Raw genomic sequence first — 26611 nt, 5'->3', positions numbered from 1 at the left:
CGTATCCTGGAGATGTAAGATTCTTATCCGAAAATTCAGAAAATTCATAGCACAAATGTTACATAAACAGCGTGGTTCCTTTTGAACAAAATTTCTGTGTCAAATTAGTTGACATAATATGATTGACGGCTGTTAGATTGTAATTATAATTAAGGAGAATAGTGGCGCTGGACATCAAGAATAATAAAGATAGTGCATTTGCCCTAAACACAAATAAAAAGCAGGGGAGAGAACAGGTATGAAGAAACAAGTTGGTTTAATGCTTATGATCATCCTGGCGTTGACATTCGTCTTGTCCGCATGCGGCAGCAAGAGTCATGACAACACCAATAACTCTAACAAAGGCAGCAACGAAGGTGCTGCATCCCCGGGAACTTCTGGAGCGGCCTCTAAACTTAAAATTGGCATGGCAACGGACGTTGGTGGCGTTAACGACAAATCCTTTAACCAAAGCGCTTGGGAAGCTCTGAAGAAAGTAACGGCTGATACCGGCGCCGAAACAAAATACCTTGAATCCAAAGGCGATGCCGACATGGAGCCGAACCTGAAGGCTTTCGTATCGGAGAAATATGATCTGACTTGGGGGATCGGCTTCCTGTTTACGGATGCGATGACCAAGGTTGCAACCGAAAATCCAAACTCCAAATTCGCGCTTATCGATGCCGAAGTGGATCTGCCTAACGTTGAATCCGTATCTTTCGCGGAAAATGAAGGCTCCTTCCTGGTTGGCGTTGTTGCCGGCTTGATGACGAAAACAAACAAAATCGGTTTCGTAGGCGGCATGGAAATTCCGGTTATCAAAAAATTCGAAGCCGGCTTTAAAGCAGGCGTAGAAGCGGTTAACCCTGAAGCTGCGAAAAGCATGAAAATCAATTATGTAGGCGACTTCTCGAAGCCTGACCTTGGCAAGCAAGCCGCTGCAACGATGTATGACGCTGGCGTCGACATCATCTTCCACGCTTCCGGCGCATCCGGCAACGGCGTATTCAACGAAGCGAAATCCCGTAAAGACGCTGGTAAAGACGTATGGGTAATCGGCGTAGACAAAGACCAATCGCTTGAATTCGGCGACGAAATTACGCTGACTTCCATGATGAAGGGCGTAGAAGCGGCTGTATATAAAGTCTCGACGGATCTGATTAACGGTACATGGCAAGGCGGTAAAGTGGTTACGCTTGGTCTGAAAGACAATGGCGTAGGTTTGCCTGAGACTTCGACGAAAAACGTTCCGGCTGATGTTCTTGCGAAAGTGGAAGAGTACAAACAAAAAATCATCAGCGGCGAGATTACGGTGCCAGTTAAATAATTTTCCTTGCGAAAATGATTTAATGTCGCTGTGTCAAGGCAAGGCCGGCAGTAAGCCGGTCTTGTCCTTTTTTGCCATACAGGTAGAAACCCCGGGGGGATGATGAAAGAATGGACCGGAGCACAACGGCTGTTGAACTAAAAGGGATAACGAAACGTTTTCCAGGGTTAGTGGCCAATGACAACATCAATTTTGAATTGAAAAAAGGCGAGATTCATGCACTGCTCGGCGAGAACGGGGCGGGCAAATCGACGCTGATGAACATTCTGTTCGGCTTGTATCAGCCTGAAGAAGGCGAGATTTGGGTTAACGGCAACAAGACCGTCATTGACGGAGCGGGCAAAGCAATTGAACTTGGGATCGGCATGGTCCATCAGCATTTCAAGCTTGTGCAGCCATTTACGGTTGCAGAGAATATCGTGCTCGGCAACGAGCCGTCGAAATTTGGGTTTCTGAAATATAGACAAGCAAACCACAGAGTTCGGGAGCTCTCCGAACGTTACGGATTGAAAGTAGATCCGCAAATGCGGATTCAAGATATTACGGTTGGCATGCAGCAGCGGGTAGAGATTCTGAAAACCTTGTACCGCGGCGCCGATATTCTGATCTTCGATGAACCGACAGCCGTACTGACGGTTCAGGAAATCGAAGAGTTGATCGAAATTTTGCGCAACCTGTCGGCGGAGGGCAAGTCGATTATTCTGATTACCCATAAGCTGAAGGAAGTTATGGCGCTGGCGGATACGGTAACCGTTATTCGCAGAGGCAAGGTTATTCGCACCCTTCCAACGTCGGAAACAAACGAGCGGCATTTGGCCGAGTTGATGGTCGGCAGAGACGTCACCTTCGAGATCGAGAAATCGAAAAAGGAGCCTGGCGAGGTTGTGCTGTCCGTTGATTCGTTGCGCATGAAAGGCGATCAGGGCAAGCAGGTTCTCGATGGCCTCAGCTTTGATGTTCGCGCCGGCGAGATTCTTGGCATCGCAGGGGTTGACGGCAACGGCCAAAGCGAGCTTATCTACGCGATTACGGGAATGCGCGGCGTAAACGGCGGAAGCGTAAGCCTGAACGGCAAGGATATTACAAATCGAACGCCGCGCGAGATATCTCTAGCCGGGGTAAGCCATATTCCGGAGGATCGGCACAAGCATGGTCTCGTCCTTGATTTCACGCTAAGCGAGAACATGATTCTGGGCAATTATTTCGACCCGCAGTTCGGCAAGAACGGTTTTATCGATTTTAAGGCAATGGATACGCTGGCCGATAAGCTGGTCAACGAGTTTGACGTTCGCGGCTCCGGTATCCATGCGAAAGCGCGCTCGCTCTCCGGCGGTAACCAGCAGAAGGCGATTATCGCCCGTGAGCTGTGGAAGAACCCGGATTTGCTTATTGCCGTTCAACCAACGCGCGGTCTCGATATCGGCGCGATTGAATACGTACATAAGCGGCTGGTCGAAGCGCGGAATGAAGGCAAAGCGATTCTGCTCGTTTCCTTTGAGCTCGATGAGCTGTATTCCTTGTCCGATCGGATCGCGGTTATGTACGAAGGCCGCTTGATGGGCGAAGTGGATGCCGATCATCGCGATGATCAGCAGCTTGGACTCATGATGGCGGGCGATGCATCCGCTGCCGCCGCTACTGCAGAAGGGAGGAAGTAGAACGAAATGAACACGATGAGAAAAATATTCGACAAGTCTTCCTTCCTTGTGCCTCTTGTGGCGATCATCCTAGGTCTCATCTGCGGCGCGCTTGCGATGCTCGCGGGCGGATACGATCCTTGGATGGCTTATACCGCTTTGGTGAAGAAGCTGTTCGGCAGTCCTTACGATATCGGTGAAGCAATCCGTGCGATTACGCCGCTTATCTTTACCGGTATTGCGGTAGCCTTTGCTTTCCGTACGGGTCTTTTCAACATTGGTGCCGACGGTCAGTTCCTGATGGGGATGACGGGGGCCACGATTATCGGGGTAACGCTTGATTTGCCATGGTATATCCACGCGCCGCTTGCGATTATCGTAGGCGGACTGTTTGGCGGCCTGTGGGCGGCGCTCGCCGGTTACCTGAAGGCGGCCCGAGGCGTTAACGAGGTTATCTCCTCCATTATGCTGAACTGGATTGCCCTCTTCCTGTCCAACTATATCGTAGGCACGTATCTCGTTATGGAAGGCCAGCAGAAATCGAAGCCGGTTCACGAATCGGCGCTTGTATCGATCAAGTGGCTGTCCGAAAGCATGGGCAATGCCCGCATGCATTGGGGGACGCTCATCGCAATCATCGGTTTGATTGTGTTTTACGTCATTTTGTGGCGCACGAAGAAAGGCTACGAGCTCCGGGCGGTTGGCCTCAACCCGAATGCCGCGCTGTATGCGGGAATGAACGTAAACCGTACGATCATTACCTCGATGTTTATCAGCGGCGTATTCGCCGGACTTGGCGGCGTATTCGAGATTCTTGGCGTCTTTGGTTACCAGACGGTTATGGCCGCGTCATGGGGTTATGGCTTCGACGGCATCGCGGTTGCCCTTCTTGGCGGCAATACGCCAATCGGCGTATTCCTTGGCGCCGTGCTGTTCGGCGGTTTAAGCTACGGCTCGGCCGGCATGAGCTTCGGAGCGAATGTGCCACCGGAGATCGTACGGATCGTTATCGGATCCATCATCTTCTTTGTCGCTTCGCACGGTCTCGTGAAGTTCTTCCTGAAGCCGTTTATGGCTCGCCGTTCGAATAAAGGCAAGTCGGAAGGAGGCAGTGCCCTGTGAACGCACTAGATACAATCGGACAGTTAATCAGCATTACGCTTGTCTTCTCAACCGCTTTGATCTTCACCGGACTAGGCGGCGTGTTCTCGGAGCGATCCGGGGTCGTGAACATCGGTCTTGAGGGACTTATGATCGCGGGCGCTTTTGGGGCTGCCGTATTCGCCGATCAAGCCATTCAGGGCGGAATGAAGCATGGCGCGCCATGGATCGGACTGCTTGCCGGTCTGGTGCTTGGACTTGTGGTATCTTTGCTGCACGCGGTTGCCACGATAACGTTCAAAGCCGACCAGACCATTGTAGGCGTCGTTATTAATATTTTGGCGGCGGGTCTTGCCATCTATCTGACGAAGAGCCTCTATGAGGGCTCGGGACAAACAACCACGCTGGAATATGTATTTAATCCGGTCGCCATACCGGGGCTGTCGGATATTCCTTTGCTCGGCAAAGGTATTTTCACCGCTTACCCAACCACTTATATCGTGATCGGGGTTGTTATTCTCAGCTATATCGTGCTATACCGTACAACATTCGGCCTTCGCCTCCGAGCGGTGGGCGAGCATCCAAGCTCGGCTGATACGGTTGGCATCAGCGTAACGAAGTACCGTTATATCGGCGTGATGCTGAGCGGCGCTTTGGCCGGTCTTGGCGGAGCAACGATCGCCCTGACAACAACAAGCAACTTTGCCCATAATACGATTTCCGGGCAGGGCTTTATCGCGATTGCGGCCGTTATTTTCGGCAAATGGAATCCGCTTGGCGTAGCCGGAGCGGCGATCTTCTTCGGGATGGCGCAGGCGCTCCGGAACTGGGCGCAGCTGTTCGAATGGTCGCATCATATTCCGAATGAATTTTTCTACATGCTGCCGTATCTGCTGACGCTTCTTGTGCTTGCGGGCGCGGTGGGACGCTCGGCGGCGCCGGGCGCGCTTGGCGAGCCGTACGATCCGGCCAAAAGGTAGCCGAAAATCGTATTCCGGCAGCGGTTTACGTCCTCTTCTCCACTTCATGCAAAATTTGCTGTGGAGAAGAGGTTTTTTTATTGTCTAAATACATTGACAGCATCCTGCGCCTGGAGTAAATTAAACCTTAACAAAAGAATCATAAATAGCCATTGACTTTGAAATAGTTTGTGCATCAATTCACAAAGTCTGGGTAGCCATAATCGGAATGGGACTTATCGCCCATCCCTCATAAGAGGAGAGGATCAACTGTGGAAGCACTGGCGCTGGAACGCAAGGCGGAACAGAATCGTGAACTGCGTGAAAGGCTCATGCAATTGAAGAAGGAACGCAATGCCATCATTCTTGCCCATTATTATCAACGAGACGAAATTCAAGAGGTGGCCGATTTCCGCGGGGACTCGTTCCTGCTTGCGCAAAAGGCTGCACAAACCGACGCGGACGTTATTGTTTTTTGCGGCGTTCATTTTATGGGAGAGAGCGCCAAAATTCTGGCTCCTAACAAAACCGTCATTATTCCCGACGAACGCGCCGGCTGCCCGATGGCCGACATGGTTAACGTGGACGGTCTGCGCAAGCTGAAGGCGCAGCATCCGAACGCGACCGTCGTTACGTATATTAACTCTTCCGCGGAGATCAAGGCGGAAACGGATATTTGCTGTACCTCGGCCAACGCCGTTAAAGTGGTGAACTCGGTTGAGGGCGATGAAGTAATCTGGGTACCGGACAAAAACCTTGGCCATTACGTGCAGCAGAACACCGACAAGAAAATGATTATCTGGGAAGGCTACTGCAACACCCATGATATGCTTACCGTGAAAGACGTTGAAGAAATGAAGGCGAAGTATCCGAACGCGCAATTCGTCGTGCATCCGGAATGCCGCCCCGAGGTTGTGGAGCTTGGCGATTTCGTCGGCAGCACGACAGCCATTATTAAATATTGCAAGGAGTCGGATTGTCAGGAGTTTATCGTCGGCACGGAAGACGGTACCGGCTACCAGCTGCGTCTGGACAGCCCGAACAAGACCTTCCATTTTGCATCCAAATATTTGGTTTGCCCGAACATGAAAGTGAACAACTTGAAGAAGCTGGTGAAATGCCTGGAAACCATGCAGCCTCAAATTTACGTTCCCGATCATGTAGCGGAACAAGCTCGTAAGTCCCTGGAGCGCATGTTACTCGTTAAATAGGAGGAGCATGCGCTACTCCTATGCTTGGAGGCGCATTACGAAGATGATGATACCAAGATATCTTGTTGATCTGTCGCTCGAGGACTTGCCGGTAATAGAGAAGGACGTTATCGTGATCGGGGCTGGCATCGCCGGTCTTTTCACCGCGCTCCGGGCAAGCGAGAATAATCAGTCCGTCTTAATGATTACGAAAAAATCACTGCTCGACAGCAATACGCGTTACGCGCAAGGCGGAATCGCGGCCGTAATCTCGGATGACGATTCCCCGGCTTATCACCGCGAGGACACGCTTATTGCGGGGGCAGGCCTCTGCTCCGAGGATGCCGTTAACGTTCTGGTTCACGAAGGACCGGAAGGGGTTAACAACCTGATCCGAATGGGGACGCAATTCGACCTGGAGAACGGCGAGTTCGCGCTGACCAAGGAGGGCGCGCATAGCCAGCGCCGCATCCTTCATGCCAATGGCGATGCGACGGGTTATGAAATTGTACGCGCTCTTTCCGAGAAGGCGACCGCCGACCCGGGCATTGACGTGTGGGATGATCACTTTGTGATCGATCTGGTCACGCAGGACGGCGAATGCTGCGGGGCTATCGTGCAGAAGCCGGACGGACACCGCTTGTACGTGCGCGGCAAAGCGACGATTCTGTGCTCCGGCGGGACGGGCCAATTATACCGGTACACAACAAACCCGGATGTCGCAACCGGCGACGGAATTGCGATGGCGTATCGGGCTGGCGCGCTCATTCAGGATATGGAGTTTGTGCAATTCCATCCGACTTCGCTATGTTATCCGGGCGCTCCGCGCTTTCTGATCTCGGAAGCCGTTCGCGGAGAAGGCGCGTATCTGCGAAATATCCGGGGCGAGCGGTTTATGGAGCGTTATCATCATCAGCTGGAGCTGGCGCCGCGCGATGTCGTGGCACGCGCTATTGTCAGCGAGATGGAAGAGACGAAGTCGACCTTCGTCTATCTGGATATTACGCATGAATCGCCTGAAATGGTGAAGCATCGTTTCCCTACGATTTACGAGTTCTGCCTGCAGTACGGGCTGGATCTGGCAACCGACTGGATTCCGGTTGCGCCGGCCGCCCATTATATGATGGGCGGAGTCAAAACCGATCTGTTCGGGGAAACCAATATAAGAAGACTGTTTGCTTGCGGGGAAGTATCCTCAACCGGCGTTCATGGCGCGAACCGTCTTGCCAGCAACTCGCTGTCAGAGGCTATTGTGTTTGGCAAACGGATTGTGGACAGCATCATGAAGCTGCCTAAGCTGCAGACGAAGCCGGTCCTCGTGAACGACCAGCCGCGCAGCAGCGCGCCTATGCAGGCGGTAGTCGAGAAGAGACTGAAGCTGCAGAAGGTGATGGTGCGGTATGCGGGGCTTCGCCGCGACGCGCACGGTCTTGAGAGAGGGCTTGAGGAACTGAAGCGGCAGCTGCCGTTCTTCCAATCCGTTCTGACCAAACGCGAGGAGTACGAATTCGCTAACCTGCTGACCTGCGCGATTCTGACCACGGAATCCGCGTTGCAGCGGGAGGAAAGCCGGGGCGGGCATTACCGGGAGGACTTTCCGGAGAAGAATGACGAGGTATGGCGCAAGCATACCGTGATGCAACGGCTGCAAGGAATGACGGAGGAGCGAATTATTCATGTTTGATACAACGTTTGGCACATATAACCATGCCCTGCGCGAGCAAATCCGCGGCTGGCTGGCCGAAGATATCGGCAGCGGCGATATTACGACGGCAACGACCATTCCGATGGGCTCGCAGTCTACGGCGGTGATCCATGTGAAGGAGAGCGGGATTATTGCCGGTCTCCCGGTTGCGCGGATCGTTTTCGAGATTGTGGATCCGTCGCTTCGGTTTGAAGCAAAAGTGATAGACGGGGAGCGCGTAGAGAAGGGGACGGTCATCGCAACCGTGGAAGGCAGCACTCACAGCCTGCTTACGGGCGAGCGACTGGCGCTGAACCTGATGCAGCGTTTGTCCGGCATCGCAACAAAGACCAATGCTTTTGTAACGGCGCTGGAAGGCTTGCCTGTCCGTCTCGTGGATACGCGCAAAACAACGCCCGGCCACCGCATGCTGGAGAAGTACGCAGTCCGTGTCGGCGGGGGAGCGAATCACCGCTTTGGTTTATACGACGCCGTAATGATCAAAGATAATCATATCAAGGGCGCGGGCGGCATCCGCCAGGCTGTTGAGGCATCCCGCGCGGCGATTCCACATACAATGAAAATCGAAGTAGAGGCGGAGTCTATTGAGCAGGTGGAAGAAGCGCTGGCCTGCGGAGCGGATATTATCATGCTCGACAATATGGCACCGGCGCTGATGACGGAGGCAGTAAGCCTCATTAAGTCGCGCTCGCCTCATGTTATAGTAGAAGCGTCCGGCAACGTGCGTTTGGATACGGTCCGCAGCATTGCGGCCTGCGGCGTGGATGTCATTTCCGTCGGGGGCTTGACCTATTCCTTTAACGCTCTTGATATCAGTCTGGATTTGAATGAGAAAAAAGGAGGCGCGCGGGCGTGATTTTAGTAATCGATGTGGGCAACACAAACATCGTTCTGGGCGTCTATAAGGGCAAGGACCTGCTGCATCACTGGCGGCTCAGCACGAACCGCTCGGCGACCGTTGACGAATACGGCATGAATATTCATAATTTGTTCCACTATGCGGGTATCCGGATGGAGCAGATCGAAGGAGTAATTATCTCCTCCGTTGTGCCGCCGCTCATGCGCGCCCTGGAACAGCTTTGCATGAAATATTTGCGCAAAACGCCGCTTGTCGTTGGACCCGGCATTAAAACCGGGCTTAATATCCGCTACGAGAATCCGCGCGAGGTTGGCGCCGACCGGATCGTAAACTCCGTTGCCGGTATCGTCAAATACGGCGCGCCGCTGATCGTTGTTGATTTCGGCACGGCCACAACGTTTGATTATATCGATGCTTCGGGAAGCTATCTGGGCGGAGCGATTGTGCCGGGCATCGGCATTTCCACGGAAGCCTTGTACCAGCGCGCGGCTAAGCTGCCGCGCATTGAGCTGGTCAAGCCGAAGAGCGTTATCGGCCGCAATCCCGTTACGTCCATGCAAGCCGGTATCATCTATGGTTATGCGGGACAAGTTGACGGTATCGTGAACCGGATTAGAAAAGAGTTTCAGGTAAGCCCCCGCGTTGTGGCAACGGGAGGGCTGGCGGAGTTAATTAGCACGGAATCGGAAACGATAGAAGAAGTCGATCCACTTCTGACGTTGGAAGGATTGCGCATTATTTACGAACGGAATCAGGAGGGATAAACATGGAGCAGTTACCAGACGTTCTCGTCCGGGGGACGGCGTGGGGAGGCAAGATCCGCGTATTCGCAGCCTGCACAACGCAGCTTGTAAATGAGCTTCAGCGGCGCCACCACACAATGCCCACCGCAACGGCAGCCTTCGGGCGCACGGCAACAGCCGCCGCGATTATGGGCGCAATGCTGAAAGGCGAAGAGCAGCTGACGGTTAAAGTAAAAGGCGACGGTCCGATTGGACAAATCGTGGTTGACGCGAATGCGCACGGCGAAGTGCGCGGGTATGTCGATAATCCCGATGTCCTGCTGCCAAGCAACGAACAGGGGAAAATCGATGTTGCCGGCGGCGTTGGCCGTAACGGCTATCTTCACATTATAAAGGATCTCGGCCTCAAGGATCCTTATCTCGGCAGCGTCCCGATTGTATCGGGCGAGCTGGGCGAGGATTTCACTTATTACTTTGCCGTATCCGAACAGACGCCTTCCGCAGTTGGACTTGGCGTGCTTGTTGAGCCGGAAGGAAGAGTCACTCATGCGGGCGGCTTTATTTTACAGCTTCTGCCCGGTCTTACCGATGAGGAGATTACACGTCTTGAGCAGACTATCGGCTCCATTCCGCATGTGACCAAGCTGATGGAGCAGGGCGAAACGCCGGAGGGCATCCTTCGCAGGCTGGTAGGCGACGATCTGCAAATCCATGATACGCTGGAGCTGAAGTTCCAATGCAAATGCTCGCGGGATCGGGTGGAGCAGACGCTGATTAGCCTAGGGGCATCGGAGCTGGAGCAGATTATCGAGGAAGACGGCAAGGCAGAGGTTGTCTGCCATTATTGCAATGAGGCTTACACGTTTGACCGGGAGCAGCTGCAAGAGCTGCTTGAACAGGCGAAGCCAAAGCTTGTGCAATAACGCCGGAGGCATGGGGGAATGAAGAAATACGGGGTATTAAAAGCTGTTGTTGTACTTCAAGCGATCTGCATGATCGTCCTAAGCGTGGCGGTTATCGTGAAGCTGTCTCCGTTCTCGGACGATCCCGAGAAGCATGATCCCGATTCGGAGACAAAAGCGCAAGCCGGGGATACGCCTAGCGATTCCGATCCTTCCCGGAGCGAAGGAATTGCTGCGACGGTAGGAGGCTTCCCGATAACGGCCGCGGAGCTGGCCGATCAGCTTAAACGGCAGTATGGCGATAATGTGCTGAGGACATTGATGGTCCATAAGGCGATAGATCTGGAAGCAGAGGCGCAGCAGCTAACCCTGTCCTCCGAGGAGGAGGAGCGGGAGCTTGCCGCTATGATGGACGGCTATGACAGCGAGGAAGTTTTTTATGAAGTAATGAAAGAACAGCTTGGCATGACGAAGAGTGATGTAGAAGAAGACGTAAAGTACCGTCTGCTGCTCGAGAAGATTGCCATTCTGACCGTTAATCTGTCCGAAGTGGAGATCGAGAATTACATAGCGGCTCATCCGGAGCAGTTTGCGGACCGGCTAAGGCTTCATTTGCAATGGATTGTCACGGATACGAAGAACGAAGCAAGCGATGTTCTCGATAAGCTCGCTGCCGGCGATTCGTTCGAACAGCTTGCGCTGGAGTATTCGAAGGATGCGAATACATCGGGTTCGGGCGGCGACCTTGGACTTATCGATTTGGACGATCCGTTTTACGATGCCGATATGCTGGAGGAAGCGGGCAGGCTGCAGACCGGCGAGTCAACCGGTCCCATCAAGGTTCCGGAGGGCTATGCGGTTATCCGCGTACTGGAGCGGCAGAAGACCGAGGGGCTGACGGGACATGTCCTGTACGATACGGCCCGCAAGGAGCTGGCGCTGTCCAAAGCCAAGCCGCTTAGTGAGATCGAGGATGATTTGCTCAAGAAATACAACGCGGAGATTACCCCTTAGAGCACTTATCGATTATCAGGGAGAAGTCGCCTACCGGGCGGCTTCTCCCTTTTCCTGTCAATTCAAGAAAGAAACTATTGACAACGGATGCGAGAGATTGATAAGATGTTAGTAGTGAAAAAACCAACTGAATTAGTCGGAATAAGGGAGGCAATTATTCTCATGGCTAGAATCGTTAACAGCGTAACTGAACTTATTGGTGATACACCGCTTGTCCGTTTGAACCGTCTTGTACCGGAAGACAGCGCGGAAATCTATGTGAAGCTTGAGTACCAGAACCCTGGCGCAAGCGTTAAAGACCGTATCGCGATCAGCATGATCGAGGTAGCGGAGCAAGAGGGCATTCTGAAGCCCGGCGATACGATTGTCGAGCCTACAAGCGGCAACACGGGTATCGGTCTTGCAATGGTAGCTGCGGCAAAAGGCTACAAAGCGATCCTCGTTATGCCTGAAACAATGAGTATCGAGCGCCGCAACCTGCTTCGCGCTTACGGTGCCGAGCTTGTTCTGACTCCAGGATCCGAAGGCATGAACGGTGCCGTTCGCAAAGCGGAAGAGCTGGCGAAGGAGAACCCGTCTTACTTCATCCCGCAACAATTCAAGAACCAAGCCAACGTGAAAGTACACCGCGAAACAACAGGTCCGGAGATCGTCGAAGCGATTAACTCGCTGGACGGCAAGCTGGATGCTTTTGTTGCCGGCATCGGTACTGGCGGAACAATCTCGGGCACGGGCGAAGTGCTGAAGAAGAACTTCGAAGGCATCAAGATTTACGCGGTTGAGCCTGCTGCATCCCCGATCCTGTCGGGCGGCAACCCGGGTCCTCACAAAATCCAAGGCATCGGCGCTAACTTCGTGCCGGATATCCTGAATCGCGAGATCTACGACGGCGTTATTACCGTTGAGAATGAAGAAGCTTTCGAATTTGCACGCCGTGCTGCAAAAGAAGAAGGTCTTCTGGTCGGTATTTCTTCCGGTGCAGCAATCTATGCCGCTCTCAAAGTAGCGAAGGAACTCGGCAAAGGAAAACGCGTTATTGCGATTATTCCATCCAACGGCGAGCGTTACCTGTCTACGCCTCTGTTCAACTTCGAGAACTAATATTGTCGCCAAAAAGCCCCCCGTTCTTAGGAACGGGGGCTTTTTGACGTTTGTTGAGGCTTTTTGTATACTTAGCAAATCATACCTGATCGGAGGAAATTGACATGTTCACCGCACTAGGGCAGTGGGCTTTATGGCAGGCAGAGCGCAAATACACCACCTTGCCGCTGCTGAAGCGCATTCCGCTTCATGCCATTACGGTTGATTCATGGGAGTCGGCATGGCGCGAGGCTTCCCCGCATGCATTCGTTTTGGAGAGCGGTAAGGATGGACGTTATACCTATTTGGGGCTTCATCCGGAAGGGGTTATCCGCGGCAAAGGACACCATGCCCAGTCATCGGAATGGGACCGGGAGGGACAGGTTCTCTCGGAGCAGCTCTGGGAGGGCAAGCCGCTTGAGGTTGTCCGGCGCTGGATGGAGCCGCACCGCGCACCTAAGCTTGCTGGGGGACCAAAGTGGACAGGGGGCTGCGTAGGCTTCTGGAGCTATGATGTGATCCGTTCTATCGAACGGTTGCCCGAGCTTGCGGCGGACGACACGGGACTTCCGGATTATCTGTTCCTGCGGATGAACCGGATCTGGATCGTGGATCAGCAGGAGAAAATGCTGTACTGCGCGGTCCATAAGGCGGTTACCGGGGAAGAGAACGAAGCGCAGCTGCAGGCCAAATACGACGAGGCCGTAGTTGAAGCTGAGGAGATGGAGGTATTCTGGCAGCAGCATATTCAGCCTCAGGGCGGCGAGGCGTCAGCCGTGCGCGAGGAACGAAGACAATTCACAGCAGGCGACAGTCTTCACATTGACGTAGAGTCGGTAGAAGGCATCACTTCTCCATTCCGGAAGGAAGCATTTATGGAGGCAGTACGCCGGATTCAGCAGTATATCAGCCAGGGAGACGTATTCCAGGTGAACCTGTCGCAGCGGCAGAGCAGGCGGGTCAGCTCCCCGCCGGAGGAGCTGTACGAATGGCTGCGTATTTTCAATCCGTCGCCTTATATGGGCTTTCTCCGCTGTCCGGACTTCCAGCTGGTTTCTGCCTCTCCGGAGCTTCTGGTCGAGCAGAACGGCGACAAGCTGGCAACACGACCGATAGCGGGCACTCGACGCCGGGGACGCTCGGAGGCGGAAGACCGCGTGATGGCAGCGGAGCTACGAGCTAGCGAGAAGGAGCGGGCCGAGCATATTATGCTGGTTGACCTGGAGCGGAACGATCTTGGACGAATATCGGAATTCGGAACCGTTAAAGTGGAAGAGCTTATGGTTATCGAATATTATTCCCACGTGATGCATCTGGTCTCGCAGGTGGAAGGACGCCTTGCCGAAGGAAAGGATGCCTTTGACGTCATTGCCGCAACTTTCCCGGGAGGAACGATTACCGGCGCGCCGAAGATCCGGACGATGGAGATCATCGAGGAGCTTGAGCCCGTGCGGCGGGGAGCTTATACGGGATCGCTCGGATGGATTGACTATAATGGCGATATGGAATTTAATATAATAATAAGAACGATGGCGGTGAAGGACGGTATCGTTAATATTCAAGCCGGAGCGGGCATCGTTATTGATTCCGATCCGGAACGGGAATATTACGAATCGTTAAATAAAGCAAAGGCGCTGTGGAAGGCCATTCAGTACAGCGAAAGGTTTGCGGAGCGGGCGAGCCGGACATAGCGCGGAGCGACATACAAAGGGGGAGCAGGAGCGATGATTCTAGTAATTGATAATTATGATTCGTTTACGTACAACTTGGTGCAATATTTGGGTGAACTGGGCGAAGAGGTTGTCGTGAAACGGAATGACGAGATTGATCTTGCGGGCATTGAGGCGCTGAAGCCCGACCATATCCTGATCTCGCCAGGGCCTTGCTCTCCGAACGAAGCGGGGATTAGCCTGTCAGTCATCGAGCATTTCAAAGGCGTTATTCCGATCTTTGGCGTGTGTCTTGGTCACCAGTCGATCGGACAAGCCTTTGGCGGCGATGTAGTGCGCGCGGAAAAGCTCATGCACGGCAAGACATCCGAAATTCTGCATGACGGCAAAACGATTTTTGAAGGGATCCCATCGCCGTATACGGCTACTCGCTACCACTCTCTTATCGTGAAGCGCGAAACGCTTCCGGATTGCCTGGAGATCACCGCGGAAACGGCCGAAGGCGAAATTATGGGGCTGCGCCATAAGGAATATCCGATTGAAGGCGTACAGTTCCATCCCGAATCGATCATCACGCAGCACGGTCATGACATGCTGCGCAATTTCTTGAAAATCCGAACGGGCGCGGCGCGATGAAGATCGGGCTGAACGGAGCGGTAATGGAATCTGGCGAAGCTGTGATCTCGGTATACGATCACGGCTTTTTGTACGGTATGGGGTTATTTGAGACGTTCCGCACGTACGGCGGCAAGCCGTATTTGCTGGAGCGGCATATGAAGCGCCTGGCGGAGGGCTGCGAAGCGATCGGTATCCGTTACAAGCCGGATCCGGATGCGGTCCGGGGGATGATAGACGCTCTGTTGAGAGAGAACGGGCTTGCGGAAGGTTACATCCGTCTGACCGTTACGGCGGGAACCGGGGAACTGGGACTTCCGCCGGGGGATTACGAGCAGCCTACGGAGTTTATGCTCGTTAAGGCGCTTCCGCCCCATAGCGAAAGCCTGTACAGTGAAGGCAAGGAATTGCGGCTGCTTAATACGGCAAGAAATACCCCGGAAGGTACCATTCGATTAAAATCGCTCCATTATATGAACAATATAATTGCAAAGCGGGAATTGCTGGCAAGCGATGCTTCGCCTTCGGCGGAGGGACTTATGCTGAGCCACGAGGGACTCCTCGCGGAAGGCATCGTCAGCAACGTGTTTTTCGTGCAGGAGGATACGATTTATACTCCTTCGACAGATATCGGTATATTACCGGGGATTACCAGACAGCGGGTTATCGAGCTGGCACGCGGGCTTGGCTATGCCGTGAGGGAGGGGCATTATTTGTTTGAGGAGCTTCTTGCCGCGAATGAAGTGTGGCTGACGACTTCTATACAGGAGCTTGTACCGGTAACGCGAGTAACCGATCATCACGGCGGCAGTACGGTGGTTGGTTCCGGAACGGCAGGACCCGTTCTGCGGGAGCTGCTGCTCGCCTACCGCGAAGATACGGAGGAACAACAACGATGAGCGAACAAGAACAGGGACAGGAACTTAGAGGTTATAAGCCGACCTTTTGGAATAGAAGCTATGAGCTTGACGGCGGAATGAAGCTGGAGCTTGGGAAGCGGACGCTGATTATGGGCATTCTGAACGCCACGCCGGATTCTTTCTCGGATGGCGGCCGGTATAACCATGCGGAGGCAGCTTCTGCCCGCGCAGCCGCAATGGTCGAAGAAGGCGTGGACATTATCGATATCGGCGCGGAATCGACCCGTCCCGGCTTTGAGCCGGTCAGCGTGGAAGAAGAGCTCCGCCGTCTGCTGCCCGTTATCCGGGCCGTACGCGAAGCGGCGCCACGCGTGCCTATCTCCATCGACACGTACAAAGCCGAGACGGCGCGCCAGGCGCTTGAAGCGGGCGCGCATATCATCAACGACATCTGGGGTCTGAAGCATGACCCCTTTATGGCGGCCGTGGCGGCCGAATACGGCTGTCCGGTTATTATCAGCCATAACCGCCCTGCCCGGGACTACGGCGACCTCGTCCCGGATGTGCTCGCCGACCTGCGGGCGAGCGTGGCTATTGCTCTTCAGGCTGGCGTTGAAGCGAGCCGGATCTGGCTCGACCCGGGTCTTGGCTTCGCCAAGGACCATGACGACAACCTCGAATTTATGGGCCGGTTGTCGGAACTGACCGCGCTTGGCTACCCGGTGCTGCTTGGCACCTCGCGCAAACGGTTTATCCGGCAGACGCTCAACCTGCCGGTGGACGATCTTGCGGAAGGCACGGCGGCTACTACGGCGCTTGGCATTGCCCAAGGCTGCCAAATCGTGCGGGTGCATGATGTGCGCGCGAATAAGCGGACTGCGATGATGACCGACGCGATTATGTACAATTCTAAGAAAGTATAAGTTACTGTGCTTATATTATATTTGATTGGCGAAACGTCTGCTGCCCCTCTAAGGACCGCAGTCGTTTACGCTTGAGCCACTCTACCTAGAAAGCGGGGAAGCTAAAAGCATGGACAGCATGATCATGAGGGGCATGCAATTTTACGGTTATCACGGCGTTTTTCCGGAGGAGAACCGGCTGGGACAGAAGTTTATCGTTGATCTTGACCTGAAGCTGGACCTGGAGAAAGCGGCGGAAACCGATGATTTGGATGCAACGGTCAACTATGCCGAGCTGTACGAGCAGGTCAAATCCGTCGTGCAGGGAGAGCCTTACAAATTAATCGAAGCTTTGGCCGGCGGCATTGCAACTCGGGTTTTGGAAGCTTATACTATGATAAATGAAGTGACGGTTCGCGTAACGAAGCCAAATCCGCCGTTCGAGATCCATTTTGACGGGGTTACGATTGAGCTTCGCCGCAAGCGGGACGGGAATGGGCGTGTTGTCCGTGCCTAACATCGCGACGCAGGCGTACATTGCTCTAGGCTCCAATCTTAACGATCGCGAGGGACTGCTTCGGCAGGCGGTGGAACACCTCCGGCAACAGCCCGGCGTTCAAGTTTTAGGGATATCCGGTATTTACGAGACAGCCCCTGTCGGGTATACGGATCAGCCGGCTTTTCTGAATATGGCGATGGCCGTTCTGACTACTCTTTCGCCTATTGAGCTTCTTCACGTGTTATTCAAGGTCGAACAGCTTCTTGGACGAGTAAGAGATATACGCTGGGGACCGCGCACCATAGATCTAGATCTGCTGTTATATGGAGATGTTGCGATGGATGGCGAGGAGCTGACGCTTCCTCACCCCCGTATGATGGAGCGGGCTTTCGTGCTTGTTCCGCTTGCGGATGTCATCGATCCGTCGCATCCTCTGCAGGACCTTGTTTCGGCTTCTGCGGCAGCGGCGCTTCAGGATGGAAAGGAAGGCATCACGTTATGGAAAATCACCAATTGGCTCAGCGGGTCCGGGCATTCCGGAAGCTGAAGGGCTACACCCAGCAGGAGCTGGCAAAGGTATTAGGCGTATCGGTTGCGGTCCTTGGATCGCTGGAGCGGGGAACCCGCAAGCCCGATGCCCGGCTTATGATGAATATAGCGAATACGCTTGGCATCAGCTATGAAGAACTAATGGATACGGAATCATAACGTACCTTTCATATGACGCGATAGAACTTCATTACGTCGTCAATAAGGCGGTCAATCGGTTTAAGAAGGAGGAACAAAAGCAGCATGTTGAAAATCGGAGACATCGAGATGAAAAATAAAGTCGTGCTCGCGCCGATGGCCGGTGTCTGCAACCCTGCTTTCCGTCTGATTGCCAAAGAATTCGGAACCGGCCTCGTATGCGCGGAGATGGTCAGCGATAAAGCGATCCTGCACGGCAATAAGCGTACGATGGAAATGCTGTTTGTAGACGAGCGCGAAAAACCGCTTAGCCTGCAAATTTTCGGCGGCGACCGCGAGTCGCTCGTCGAAGCGGCCAAGGTCGTGGACCAGCAGACCAATGCCGATATTATTGATATCAATATGGGGTGCCCGGTGCCAAAGGTTACAAATTGCGACGCTGGTGCGCGCTGGCTGCTTGATCCCAACAAAATTTACGAGATGGTGTCGGCGGTAACCGCCGCAGTCAGCAAGCCGGTAACCGTAAAGATGCGGATCGGCTGGGACGACGAGCATATTTACGCGGTAGACAACGCGAAGGCTGTCGAAAGCGCGGGCGGCAAAGCGGTCAGCGTTCATGGCCGCACCCGCGAGCAGCAATACACCGGCAAAGCGAACTGGGATATTATCCGCGACGTGAAGCAAGCCGTCTCCATTCCGGTCATCGGCAATGGCGACGTCTTCTCGCCGGAGGACGCCCGCCGGCTGCTAGACCATACCGGCTGCGACGGGGTTATGATCGGACGCGGAGCGCTCGGCAACCCTTGGATGCTGTACCGGACGATTCAATACCTGGAAACGGGCGAGCTGCTGCCGGATCCGCTTCCGCGCGAGAAGCTGGAAGTTGCGATTTTGCACATGGACCGTCTTATAGCCTTGAGAGGCGAAGCGACAGCCGTACGCGAAATGCGCAAGCATATGGCCTGGTACCTCAAAGGGCTTCCGGGCGCGGCACGCGTGAAAGATGTCATTATGGAAGAGACAGGACGCGACAAGCTTGTCGAAATTATGGAGCAGTACATCGCTTCTTTGGATGAGGAAGCTCTTGCCGGCATGGCCGGAAGCTCTAACAAAGCACATTAAGAGAGCGAAGAGGATTATCGGTCTGCAAACCGATAATCCTCTTAAGTCTCTTTCCGATAAAGCGGTTACACCACAAATTTGGCTTTGATTGACATTCGGGGTGTCTTTGAAATATAATCTTGCAATATACATCAACGACATCGTCGTTTCCGCGCTGGCTGCCCCGCAACTTGGCATGAGGAACGGGGAATGCAATATATTAAATACAGTGAATTCATACGCCGTATGAATAATATGTCACACGACAGGAGAATCGGAAGATGAGCGATAAGGAAATCATTCTGACTCAGGACGGGTTAAAGAAACTTGAAGAGGAACTGGAAAACCTCAAGTCGGTCAAGCGTCGTGAAGTAGCGGAACGTATTAAGGTGGCCATTGGCTACGGCGACATCAGCGAGAACTCGGAATATGAGGACGCCAAGAATGAACAGGCTTTCATCGAAGGCCGTATCATTACGCTTGAGAAAATGCTCCGCAACGCGCGGATTATTAATAATGATGAGATTGATACCGATACGGTAAGTATTGGATCGGTCGTAACGGTGGAAGATTTGGAATTCGGTGATACAATGGAATATGCAATCGTAGGAACAGCCGAGTCCGACCCTCTTCACAATAAAATCTCGAATGAGAGCCCCGTAGGCAAAGCGATACTGGGCAAGAAGAAAGGTACTGTCGTGGACGTTAGCGTGCCTGCCGGCATCATTCAATATAAAATCGTCGATATTAAAAAATAAGGTCTGCACTGCCATTTGCGCATATTTTTCGAAAGCTTCCTTATCGGAAGCTTTTTGAACGTTAAATATAAGAAAGTATAGGTTTTCTCTATACTGTGCTTATATTTCACTCGCGAAGCGTCTGCTGCCCCTCCCCGGGACGGCGCAGCCGTTTACGCTTGAGCAGTGCCTTTCATTTAGGAGATGAATAAAGTGGATCAGCAAAACACGGGAGTGGAACAAGAACAAGAACTAAGCGAACTTCTGCAAATCCGCAGGGACAAATTGGACGAGCTGAGAGCCCTTGGCGTTGACCCGTTCGGCGTCAAATTCGAGCGTACGCACAATGCGAAAGACATTGTGTCCGCTTATGAAGAACTCAGCAAGGAAGAGCTGGAAGAGAAAGCAATCAAGGTAAGCATTGCGGGCCGCATTATGCAAAAGCGCGGCATGGGCAAAGCTTCTTTTGCGCATATTCAGGATCTTTCCGGCAAAATCCAGATCTACGTCCGTAAGGATACGGTTGAAGCGAACAAATACGCGGCTTTTGAACTGCTTGATATCGGCGATATCGTTGGCATCACGGGCGCCGTGTTCAAGACAAACACCGGCGAAGTATCGGTAAAAGCTTACGAAGTGGAAGTGTTGACGAAGTCTTTGCTTCCGCTGCCCGATAAATATCACGGCTTGAAGGACGTAGAGCTGCGCTACCGCCAGCGTTACGTCGATCTGATCGTGAACCCTGACGTACAGCAAACGTTCATTACGCGTTCCCGCATTATTCAATCGATGCGCCGTTACCTTGATTCGAAGGGCTATCTCGAAGTGGAAACGCCAACGCTGCATTCCATTGCCGGCGGTGCTGCGGCTCGTCCGTTCATCACTCACCACAATGCGCTTGATATGCAGCTGTACATGCGTATCGCGATTGAACTTCACTTGAAACGCCTTATCGTAGGCGGTCTGGAGAAGGTATACGAGATCGGCCGCGTTTACCGGAACGAAGGCATCTCGACGCGCCATAATCCGGAGTTTACCATGATCGAGCTGTACGAGGCTTATGCCGATTACAAGGACATCATGGCGCTGACGGAGAACCTGATTGCCCATATCGCGCAAGAGGTTCTAGGCACGATGAAAATTTCTTACCAAGGCCAAGAGATCGATCTGACGCCGCAGTGGCGCCGTGTTTCCATGGTAGACCTGGTTAAAGAGGTTACCGGCGTTGACTTCAGCGTAGAGATGAGCGACGAGGAGGCTCATGCCCTGGCGAAGGAGCATAAAGTACCGGTTGAGCCTCATATGACGTTTGGCCATATTTTGAATGCATTCTTCGAAACGCATTGCGAGCATACTTTGATTCAGCCGACATTCGTTACGGGACATCCGGTTGCGATCTCGCCGCTGGCGAAAAAGAACCCGGCAGACCCGCGCTTTACGGACCGCTTCGAGCTGTTTATCGTAGCGCGCGAGCATGCGAACGCGTTCACCGAGCTGAACGATCCAATTGACCAGCGTCAGCGCTTTGAAGCTCAGCTCGTCGAGAAGGAACAAGGCAATGACGAAGCGCATGAGATGGATGACGACTTCATCCGCGCCCTCGAGTACGGCATGCCGCCTACAGGCGGACTTGGCATTGGCGTTGACCGCCTTGTTATGCTGCTTACCGATGCGCCTTCCATCCGTGACGTACTGCTGTTCCCGCATATGCGCGAGCGTGCGGGCGAATAAGAGGCTAACGACAGCACCGCTTGGACTAACAGGTCCGGGCGGTGTTTTTTTTATACCGTGCTTCGATTTCATTCGCGAAACGCAAGCTGCCTCTCCTATGGAGGGCGCAACCGTTTTCACTTGGATAGGAGTACACATTGACTTTTGATAGGGAAAGTGAGAATGTATTTTACAGGAAAAACAAGCTCGAGAAACTTAACGTTTGAGGTGAACCGCGGAAAATGTGGAAGAGTGGCTTGCGTGCAATCATTTGTTTATTATTTGTTCTCGTTGTTGGTCTTTTGCCTGCCATGAACGGTTATGTTTCAGCTGAGGGGAGTCCCGGCGCGGAAACTAACGCCTTAGGCAATATTGCGACAGAAGCTTTCTCGCCTGTCATTACTCTGCAGTCGGAACAGACCGCCTCGGCGACACCTCAAAATCAGGAAAAAATAGACCCGAAGAAAATATCGGCCTTTTCGGTATTATCGATATCGGCTTTGTTTGGCGCCTTATTCGCATACCTGTACAGCAGATGGCTGCGTGCCCGGGAATTCGCGGCGAGCGGCAAGCCTCTAGCTGCCGGCGACAAATCATCCCTGAACGGACTGTGGATTGCGCTTTTAGCGGCATTCGCTTTCCGTTTCTATATAGCAGCCACGAATCCCGGCTATACGAATGATATTAATACGTTTATTTATTGGGCGAATCATGCCTTCAAGGACGGCCTCGGCAACTTCTATCAGGAAGGCCTCTTTGCTGATTATCCGCCCGGCTATATTTATGTGCTTTATGTCATGGGGGCGCTGCAATCGTGGTTCGGCATCGGGTCTACCAGCGATGCGGCGATAGTGTTTTACAAGCTTCCGGCTATTTTCACGGATCTTATTACCGGTTATCTCATTTATCGCACGGCCGTAAAAAAACTCGATCACCGGGCTGCCTTCGGCCTGGCGATGATTTTCGTCTGGAACCCTGCCGTCTGGATCAATTCCGCCGGATGGGGGCAGGTGGATTCCTTTTTCGCACTGATTCTGGTGTTGGGTATTCGAGCCATTACGGACGGCAAGCTGGAGCGTGGGTCGGTCTGGTTTGCGCTGGCCGTGCTTGTGAAACCGCAGGCGCTGATTTTTACGCCGGTTATGCTGCTCGCTTACGGTTACAACCTCAGGCACTGGAAGCGTGTTGCCGCGGGTGTCGGCTACGGGGCTGTTGCGTTCCTGCTGCTTGCCGCACCGTTTATTTGGAAGAACGGCGGATTGTCCGCGCTCTATCATCTTTATAAATCAACCCTGTCTTCTTATCCGTACGCCACGTTGAACGCGTTTAATCTCTATGCCTTAACCGGCGGCAACTGGGCGAAGCTGGATGCGCATTGGCTTGGTCTGGAGTACTCCTCCTGGGGGAACATCGGAATCGTCCTTGCGACGGTGGTTTCGGTCCTCTTCTTTGCCTTCCGCAAGCAGCAAAAGGACCTTACGGGCTCCTTCTATATGGCTTTGATTCTAATCGTTACGGTTTTTATGTTTGCTGCCAAAATGCACGAGCGCTACATGTTCCCGGCACTCCTTCTGATGATCTTCGCTTACATAGAGGCGAAGGGCCGCCGGATTCTGCAGCTGCTGCTTGGCTTTAGCATCACCCATTTTATTAATGTCGGCTATGTCCTGGCCTTCAGTCAGGAGAACACGTTCCTGCCTTCTTCGAACGGCATTATGATCGTGACTTCGCTTGTTAATATCGGCTTGTATTTGTACATGATTTATATTGGCTATGATAGATATATCAAGGGTCGCCTGCAGCCGGTTCCCGCTTTGACGAAGGACGAGCTAGCCTTGTCCGAGGATCGGCTGCTTCAGAGCGTAAGGGCGCAGGAACAGCCGGCTCGCAGGCTGCAGCGGAGGGATTGGCTGTGGATGTCCGCCATTACGGGGATTTATGCCGTTATCGCGCTTGTAAATCTGGGCTCCACGGTTAGCTTCGACAGCGGCTGGAAGGCTGACCGGGATGGCCAGAGCTTTTACGTGGATTTTGGCAAGCAGGTTCAAATTGGCCAGATCAACAGTTTTAATGGGGTTGGCGTTGGCAAATACAAATGGGAATTCAGCGGCAGCACGCCGGATCAATGGAGCAATCCCGTTGAGATCGAGCAGAAGGTTGGCGACGACCTGAAGTGGACGGTTAACCCGGTCAACCAGACGGTCAGGTATGCAAAGCTGACGGTAACCCAGTGGGGCTTCTCCATGCAGGAGGTTGCTTTCTATCCGGAGGGCAGCGACAAGCCGATCCCAATCGAGCGTGTTGTTGATCTTGGAGATGCAAGCGAGGTGAGGGAGGACGCGGCTCTTGCGGGCAGCCGGTTGTTTGATGAGCAGCAGGATGCCGTGTATAAACCGAACTATTTGAACAGCTCTTATTTTGACGAGATTTACCATGCCCGCACCGCTTACGAGAATCTTCATAGCATGAAGGCTTACGAGAATACGCATCCGCCGCTCGGCAAGCTGCTCATAGCGGTAGGGATAAAAGTATTCGGGCTTAGCCCGTTTGGCTGGCGGATCGTAGGGACGCTGTTTGGCATTGCAATGCTGCCCATTATATATCTGTTTGCCTTGCAGTTGTTCCGGAAAACGGGCATCGCGGCAACCGCAGCCATCCTGTTTGCGGCAGACTTTATGCATTTCACGCAGACGCGGATTGCAACCATTGACGTATACGGCGTCTTTTTCATTATGCTGATGTTCTACTTCATGAATAAATACAGGGAAATGAGCTTCTACCGCTCTCCGCTGCGTAAAACGTTAGTACCATTATTCTGGGCCGGGCTGATGTTCGGAATCGGGGTGGCTTCCAAGTGGATTGTCATCTATGGCGGCGCAGGACTGGCGGTTATGCTGGCGCTTGTCCTGATTGAACGTTACCGGGAGCATGCAGCGGCTAAACGCGTTTTGGCGGACGGGGAAGAAGGCTATCCTTATGAAGATAACGAAGCTTATCAAAAGGCTTCCCGCGGGTTTATACGCAACACGGTACTGACTCTTGCAAGCTGTCTAGTCTTTTTCGTCGCGATCCCGCTAGTTATCTATTGCTTGTCTTATATTCCCGTTCTCCACGTTAAGGGAGATACGTATACCGCGGAACGGCTTATCGAGTACCAGGAGCATATGTACGATTACCACAGCAAGCTTGTCGCTACTCATCCGTATTCGTCCCAGTGGTGGGAGTGGCCGTTCATGAAGCGACCGGTGTGGTACTACAACGGCAAGAACCTGGAGCCGGGACAGGTCTCCTCCATATCGGCGTTTGGCAATCCGTTGATTTGGTGGACGGGGATCTTCGCCGTAATCGCTGCTTTGTATATAAGCGTGAAGCGCAAAGATAAGAGAATGTACGTGCTATGGATCGCTTACTTATCGCAATACCTGCCATGGATGCTCGTGCCGCGGCTGACGTTCTTGTATCATTATTTTGCAATGGTGCCATTCATGATTCTGGCTATCGTTTATATATTTACCCGTATCGAAGAAGGCCGCGACAATAAAAAATGGATTCGATGGGTCTATGCCGGCATAGCGGTCGTTCTCTTTATAATGTATTATCCGGTCATTTCCGGTATGGAAGTAAGCAAGGAATATGTGATGATTGCTTTAAGACATTTTGACTCATGGGTCTTTTACAGCTGATGAACGGAAGGGGTAGACGGGCGTGAAGGCGAGATACAGCATTATAGTGCCGATGTATAACGAAGAAGAAGTGATTCGCCATACGTATGCCAAGCTGAAAGAAGTGATGGACGGTTACGGAGAGCCTTACGAGCTTATATTCGTTAACGATGGCAGCAAAGACCGTACGGTCGAGATCGTGGGAGTCATCTGTCAGGAGGACGGCAATGTCCGTCTGGTCAATTTTTCGCGCAACTTTGGCCATCAGATTGCCATTACCGCCGGTATGGATTTCGCGCAAGGCGAAGCCATTATCATTATAGATGCGGATCTTCAGGATCCGCCGGAAGTGATGCTCGATATGATCGCCAAGTGGAAGGAAGGCTACGAGGTTGTCTACGGTAAGCGGCTGAAGCGCAAAGGCGAAACGGTCTTCAAGAAGCTGACGGCGATGATGTTCTACCGCACGATGCGGAGCTTGACGAATTTCGATATTCCGATGGACACCGGCGATTTCCGCCTGATCGACCGTAAAGTTTGCGATGTACTGCGCGGGTTGAAGGAGAAGAACCGTTTCGTGCGTGGTCTTGTCAGCTGGGTAGGCTTCCGCCAGACGATGGTGGAGTATGTACGCGAGGAGCGATTTGCGGGCGAAACCAAGTATCCGCTCAAAAAAATGATTAATTTTGCGGTGGACGGCATCACCTCCTTCTCTTATAAGCCGCTCAAAATCGCCAGCTATATCGGCTTTACCCTGTCGGCAACAAGCTTCGTTTACTTATTGGTCGTACTGTGCCAGCGTCTCTTTACCTCAAGCACGGTAGCGGGATGGACAACCATTGTCGCCATTAACCTATTGTTTAACGGTATTATTCTGATGCTGCTTGGACTCATCGGCGAATACATTGGCCGAATCTATGACGAATCCAAGAACCGTCCTCTATATATCGTAAGAGAAGCAAGAGGGTTCGGAGAAGAGAAGGAACAAGAGGAGAAGCAGGAGAAGGATCGCGAATATGTCCATTGAGCAGCCTCGGCAGCAAATTAGCCCTAAAAAACAAAAGCTTGGCGCGTTAAAGCAATTCGTCTTATTTAATATGGTCGGTTTGCTCAACACCCTCGTAGACTTTATTGTCTATAGCATACTGGTGTGGGCGGGACTGTACGTCCTTCCCGCGCAGGTTATCTCTTATAGTGCCGGCATGGCGAACAGCTATGCGCTCAATTCTCTCATTACCTTTAAAGGGGCTTCAAAAAAAGAGGGAGCAGTCAAAGCGGGAAGCGGAAGAGCCGTACGCTTTATTCTGCTGAACGCAGCCGTACTGGGAGTGTCTATGCTGCTCCTCTATGAGTTGACGGAAACAGTAGGATTAGGTCCGTTAACGGCCAAGCTGCTAGCAACGGTAGTAACCGTTGTGCTTAACTTCGCGGGCAGCAAGTGGTGGGTATTCAAGGAGTCTTAAAACGCGAGTTAGCTAGTCTCAAAAAAACTTTAAAAAAATGCTTGCAATCCAATAGGCGTTCATGGTATATTATCTCTTGTCGCCGCTGAGAAACACGGTGATGAACGAAAAAAGAATTGTTCTTTGAAAACTGAACAACGAGCGAAACTGCCCCGTTAGAAATAACGGAAAAGCGATAAAACAAGTAATGAGCAAGTCAAACACCATTC

General features: G+C 52.8%; 24 protein-coding genes. All 24 read left to right on the top strand.

All coding sequences use genetic code 11. The features are described 5' to 3' along the window. Nucleotides 1-238: 238 nt before the first annotated feature. The 24 genes from EV294_RS27750 (at nucleotide 239) to EV294_RS27635 (ending at nucleotide 26402) form a co-directional block, all read left to right on the top strand. Nucleotides 239-1306 carry a BMP family lipoprotein gene (locus EV294_RS27750; RefSeq protein ID WP_132312919.1) on the top strand — a complete coding sequence of 356 codons (1068 nt, stop codon included), beginning with the start codon at nucleotides 239-241 and terminating at the stop codon, nucleotides 1304-1306. A gap of 110 nt (nucleotides 1307-1416) precedes the next feature. After that, nucleotides 1417-2964: an ABC transporter ATP-binding protein gene (locus EV294_RS27745; protein WP_132312917.1), complete on the top strand. Its 1548-nt coding sequence runs from the start codon at nucleotides 1417-1419 to the stop codon at nucleotides 2962-2964. A 6-nt stretch (nucleotides 2965-2970) separates the two neighbouring features. Then, complete coding sequence (locus EV294_RS27740) at nucleotides 2971-4065, top strand: ABC transporter permease (RefSeq protein WP_132312915.1); 1095 nt, start codon at nucleotides 2971-2973, stop codon at nucleotides 4063-4065. Continuing rightward, nucleotides 4062-5024, top strand: a complete 963-nt coding sequence (locus tag EV294_RS27735; protein ID WP_132312913.1) for an ABC transporter permease — start codon at nucleotides 4062-4064, stop codon at nucleotides 5022-5024. Before EV294_RS27740 ends, EV294_RS27735 begins: the two co-directional genes overlap by 4 nt. Before the next feature lie 251 nt (nucleotides 5025-5275). Beyond that, nucleotides 5276-6214 carry a quinolinate synthase NadA gene (gene nadA / locus EV294_RS27730; protein ID WP_132312912.1) on the top strand — a complete coding sequence of 313 codons (939 nt, stop codon included), beginning with the start codon at nucleotides 5276-5278 and terminating at the stop codon, nucleotides 6212-6214. 46 nt (nucleotides 6215-6260) lie between these two features. Further along, nucleotides 6261-7877, top strand: coding sequence for an L-aspartate oxidase (gene nadB, locus EV294_RS27725; RefSeq protein WP_132313010.1), 1617 nt, complete (start codon nucleotides 6261-6263; stop codon nucleotides 7875-7877). Continuing rightward, entirely contained in the window at nucleotides 7870-8754 is an 885-nt protein-coding gene (gene nadC / locus EV294_RS27720; RefSeq protein ID WP_132312910.1) for a carboxylating nicotinate-nucleotide diphosphorylase, read from the top strand. The genes nadB and nadC overlap by 8 nt, the downstream gene beginning before the upstream one ends. Beyond that, entirely contained in the window at nucleotides 8751-9521 is a 771-nt protein-coding gene (locus EV294_RS27715; RefSeq protein WP_132312908.1) for a type III pantothenate kinase, read from the top strand. The genes nadC and EV294_RS27715 overlap by 4 nt, the downstream gene beginning before the upstream one ends. 2 nt (nucleotides 9522-9523) lie before the next feature. After that, nucleotides 9524-10423, top strand: a complete 900-nt coding sequence (gene hslO, locus EV294_RS27710; RefSeq protein WP_132312906.1) for an Hsp33 family molecular chaperone HslO — start codon at nucleotides 9524-9526, stop codon at nucleotides 10421-10423. Between the two features lie 18 nt (nucleotides 10424-10441). Then, nucleotides 10442-11416 (top strand): peptidylprolyl isomerase, encoded by a 975-nt coding sequence (locus EV294_RS27705; protein ID WP_132312904.1) that lies wholly within the window; start codon nucleotides 10442-10444, stop codon nucleotides 11414-11416. Nucleotides 11417-11578: 162 nt separating this feature from the next. Next, complete coding sequence (gene cysK / locus EV294_RS27700; RefSeq protein ID WP_132312902.1) at nucleotides 11579-12517, top strand: cysteine synthase A; 939 nt, start codon at nucleotides 11579-11581, stop codon at nucleotides 12515-12517. A 104-nt stretch (nucleotides 12518-12621) separates the two neighbouring features. Then, entirely contained in the window at nucleotides 12622-14187 is a 1566-nt protein-coding gene (locus tag EV294_RS27695) for an anthranilate synthase component I family protein (RefSeq protein ID WP_132312900.1), read from the top strand. Between the two features lie 33 nt (nucleotides 14188-14220). Continuing rightward, a complete protein-coding gene (gene pabA / locus EV294_RS27690; RefSeq protein WP_132312898.1) occupies nucleotides 14221-14802 on the top strand; it encodes an aminodeoxychorismate/anthranilate synthase component II in 582 nt (193 codons plus the stop codon). Then, nucleotides 14799-15680: an aminodeoxychorismate lyase gene (pabC, locus tag EV294_RS27685; RefSeq protein ID WP_132312896.1), complete on the top strand. Its 882-nt coding sequence runs from the start codon at nucleotides 14799-14801 to the stop codon at nucleotides 15678-15680. The genes pabA and pabC overlap by 4 nt, the downstream gene beginning before the upstream one ends. Next, nucleotides 15677-16564 carry a dihydropteroate synthase gene (gene folP, locus EV294_RS27680; RefSeq protein WP_132312894.1) on the top strand — a complete coding sequence of 296 codons (888 nt, stop codon included), beginning with the start codon at nucleotides 15677-15679 and terminating at the stop codon, nucleotides 16562-16564. Before pabC ends, folP begins: the two co-directional genes overlap by 4 nt. 109 nt (nucleotides 16565-16673) lie before the next feature. Further along, on the top strand, nucleotides 16674-17060 hold the full coding sequence (folB, locus tag EV294_RS27675; RefSeq protein WP_132312892.1) for a dihydroneopterin aldolase: 387 nt from the start codon (nucleotides 16674-16676) through the stop codon (nucleotides 17058-17060). Continuing rightward, a complete protein-coding gene (folK, locus tag EV294_RS27670; protein WP_132312890.1) occupies nucleotides 17038-17589 on the top strand; it encodes a 2-amino-4-hydroxy-6-hydroxymethyldihydropteridine diphosphokinase in 552 nt (183 codons plus the stop codon). Before folB ends, folK begins: the two co-directional genes overlap by 23 nt. Next, entirely contained in the window at nucleotides 17541-17750 is a 210-nt protein-coding gene (locus EV294_RS27665) for a helix-turn-helix domain-containing protein (protein ID WP_012772083.1), read from the top strand. The genes folK and EV294_RS27665 overlap by 49 nt, the downstream gene beginning before the upstream one ends. An 84-nt stretch (nucleotides 17751-17834) precedes the next feature. Beyond that, complete coding sequence (gene dusB / locus EV294_RS27660) at nucleotides 17835-18851, top strand: tRNA dihydrouridine synthase DusB (protein ID WP_132312888.1); 1017 nt, start codon at nucleotides 17835-17837, stop codon at nucleotides 18849-18851. A 260-nt stretch (nucleotides 18852-19111) separates the two neighbouring features. Then, a complete protein-coding gene (greA, locus tag EV294_RS27655) occupies nucleotides 19112-19588 on the top strand; it encodes a transcription elongation factor GreA (protein WP_132312886.1) in 477 nt (158 codons plus the stop codon). A 183-nt stretch (nucleotides 19589-19771) separates the two neighbouring features. Continuing rightward, nucleotides 19772-21298, top strand: coding sequence for a lysine--tRNA ligase (lysS, locus tag EV294_RS27650; RefSeq protein ID WP_207918202.1), 1527 nt, complete (start codon nucleotides 19772-19774; stop codon nucleotides 21296-21298). Nucleotides 21299-21519: 221 nt separating this feature from the next. Continuing rightward, nucleotides 21520-24960, top strand: coding sequence for a glycosyltransferase family 39 protein (locus EV294_RS27645; RefSeq protein WP_243711823.1), 3441 nt, complete (start codon nucleotides 21520-21522; stop codon nucleotides 24958-24960). A gap of 22 nt (nucleotides 24961-24982) precedes the next feature. Then, a complete protein-coding gene (locus EV294_RS27640; protein ID WP_132312884.1) occupies nucleotides 24983-25966 on the top strand; it encodes a glycosyltransferase family 2 protein in 984 nt (327 codons plus the stop codon). Then, the gene (locus tag EV294_RS27635) at nucleotides 25956-26402 is read left to right on the top strand and encodes a GtrA family protein (RefSeq protein WP_243711822.1); all 447 of its coding nucleotides are present in this window, start codon (nucleotides 25956-25958) and stop codon (nucleotides 26400-26402) included. The genes EV294_RS27640 and EV294_RS27635 overlap by 11 nt, the downstream gene beginning before the upstream one ends. The last annotated feature ends 209 nt before the right edge of the window (nucleotides 26403-26611 follow it).

It is taken from the genome of Paenibacillus sp. BK033 (assembly GCF_004345425.1).
In the GTDB taxonomy this organism is placed as follows: Bacteria; Bacillota; Bacilli; order Paenibacillales; family Paenibacillaceae; genus Pristimantibacillus.
This window is presented reverse-complemented; position numbering and strand designations above follow the sequence as displayed.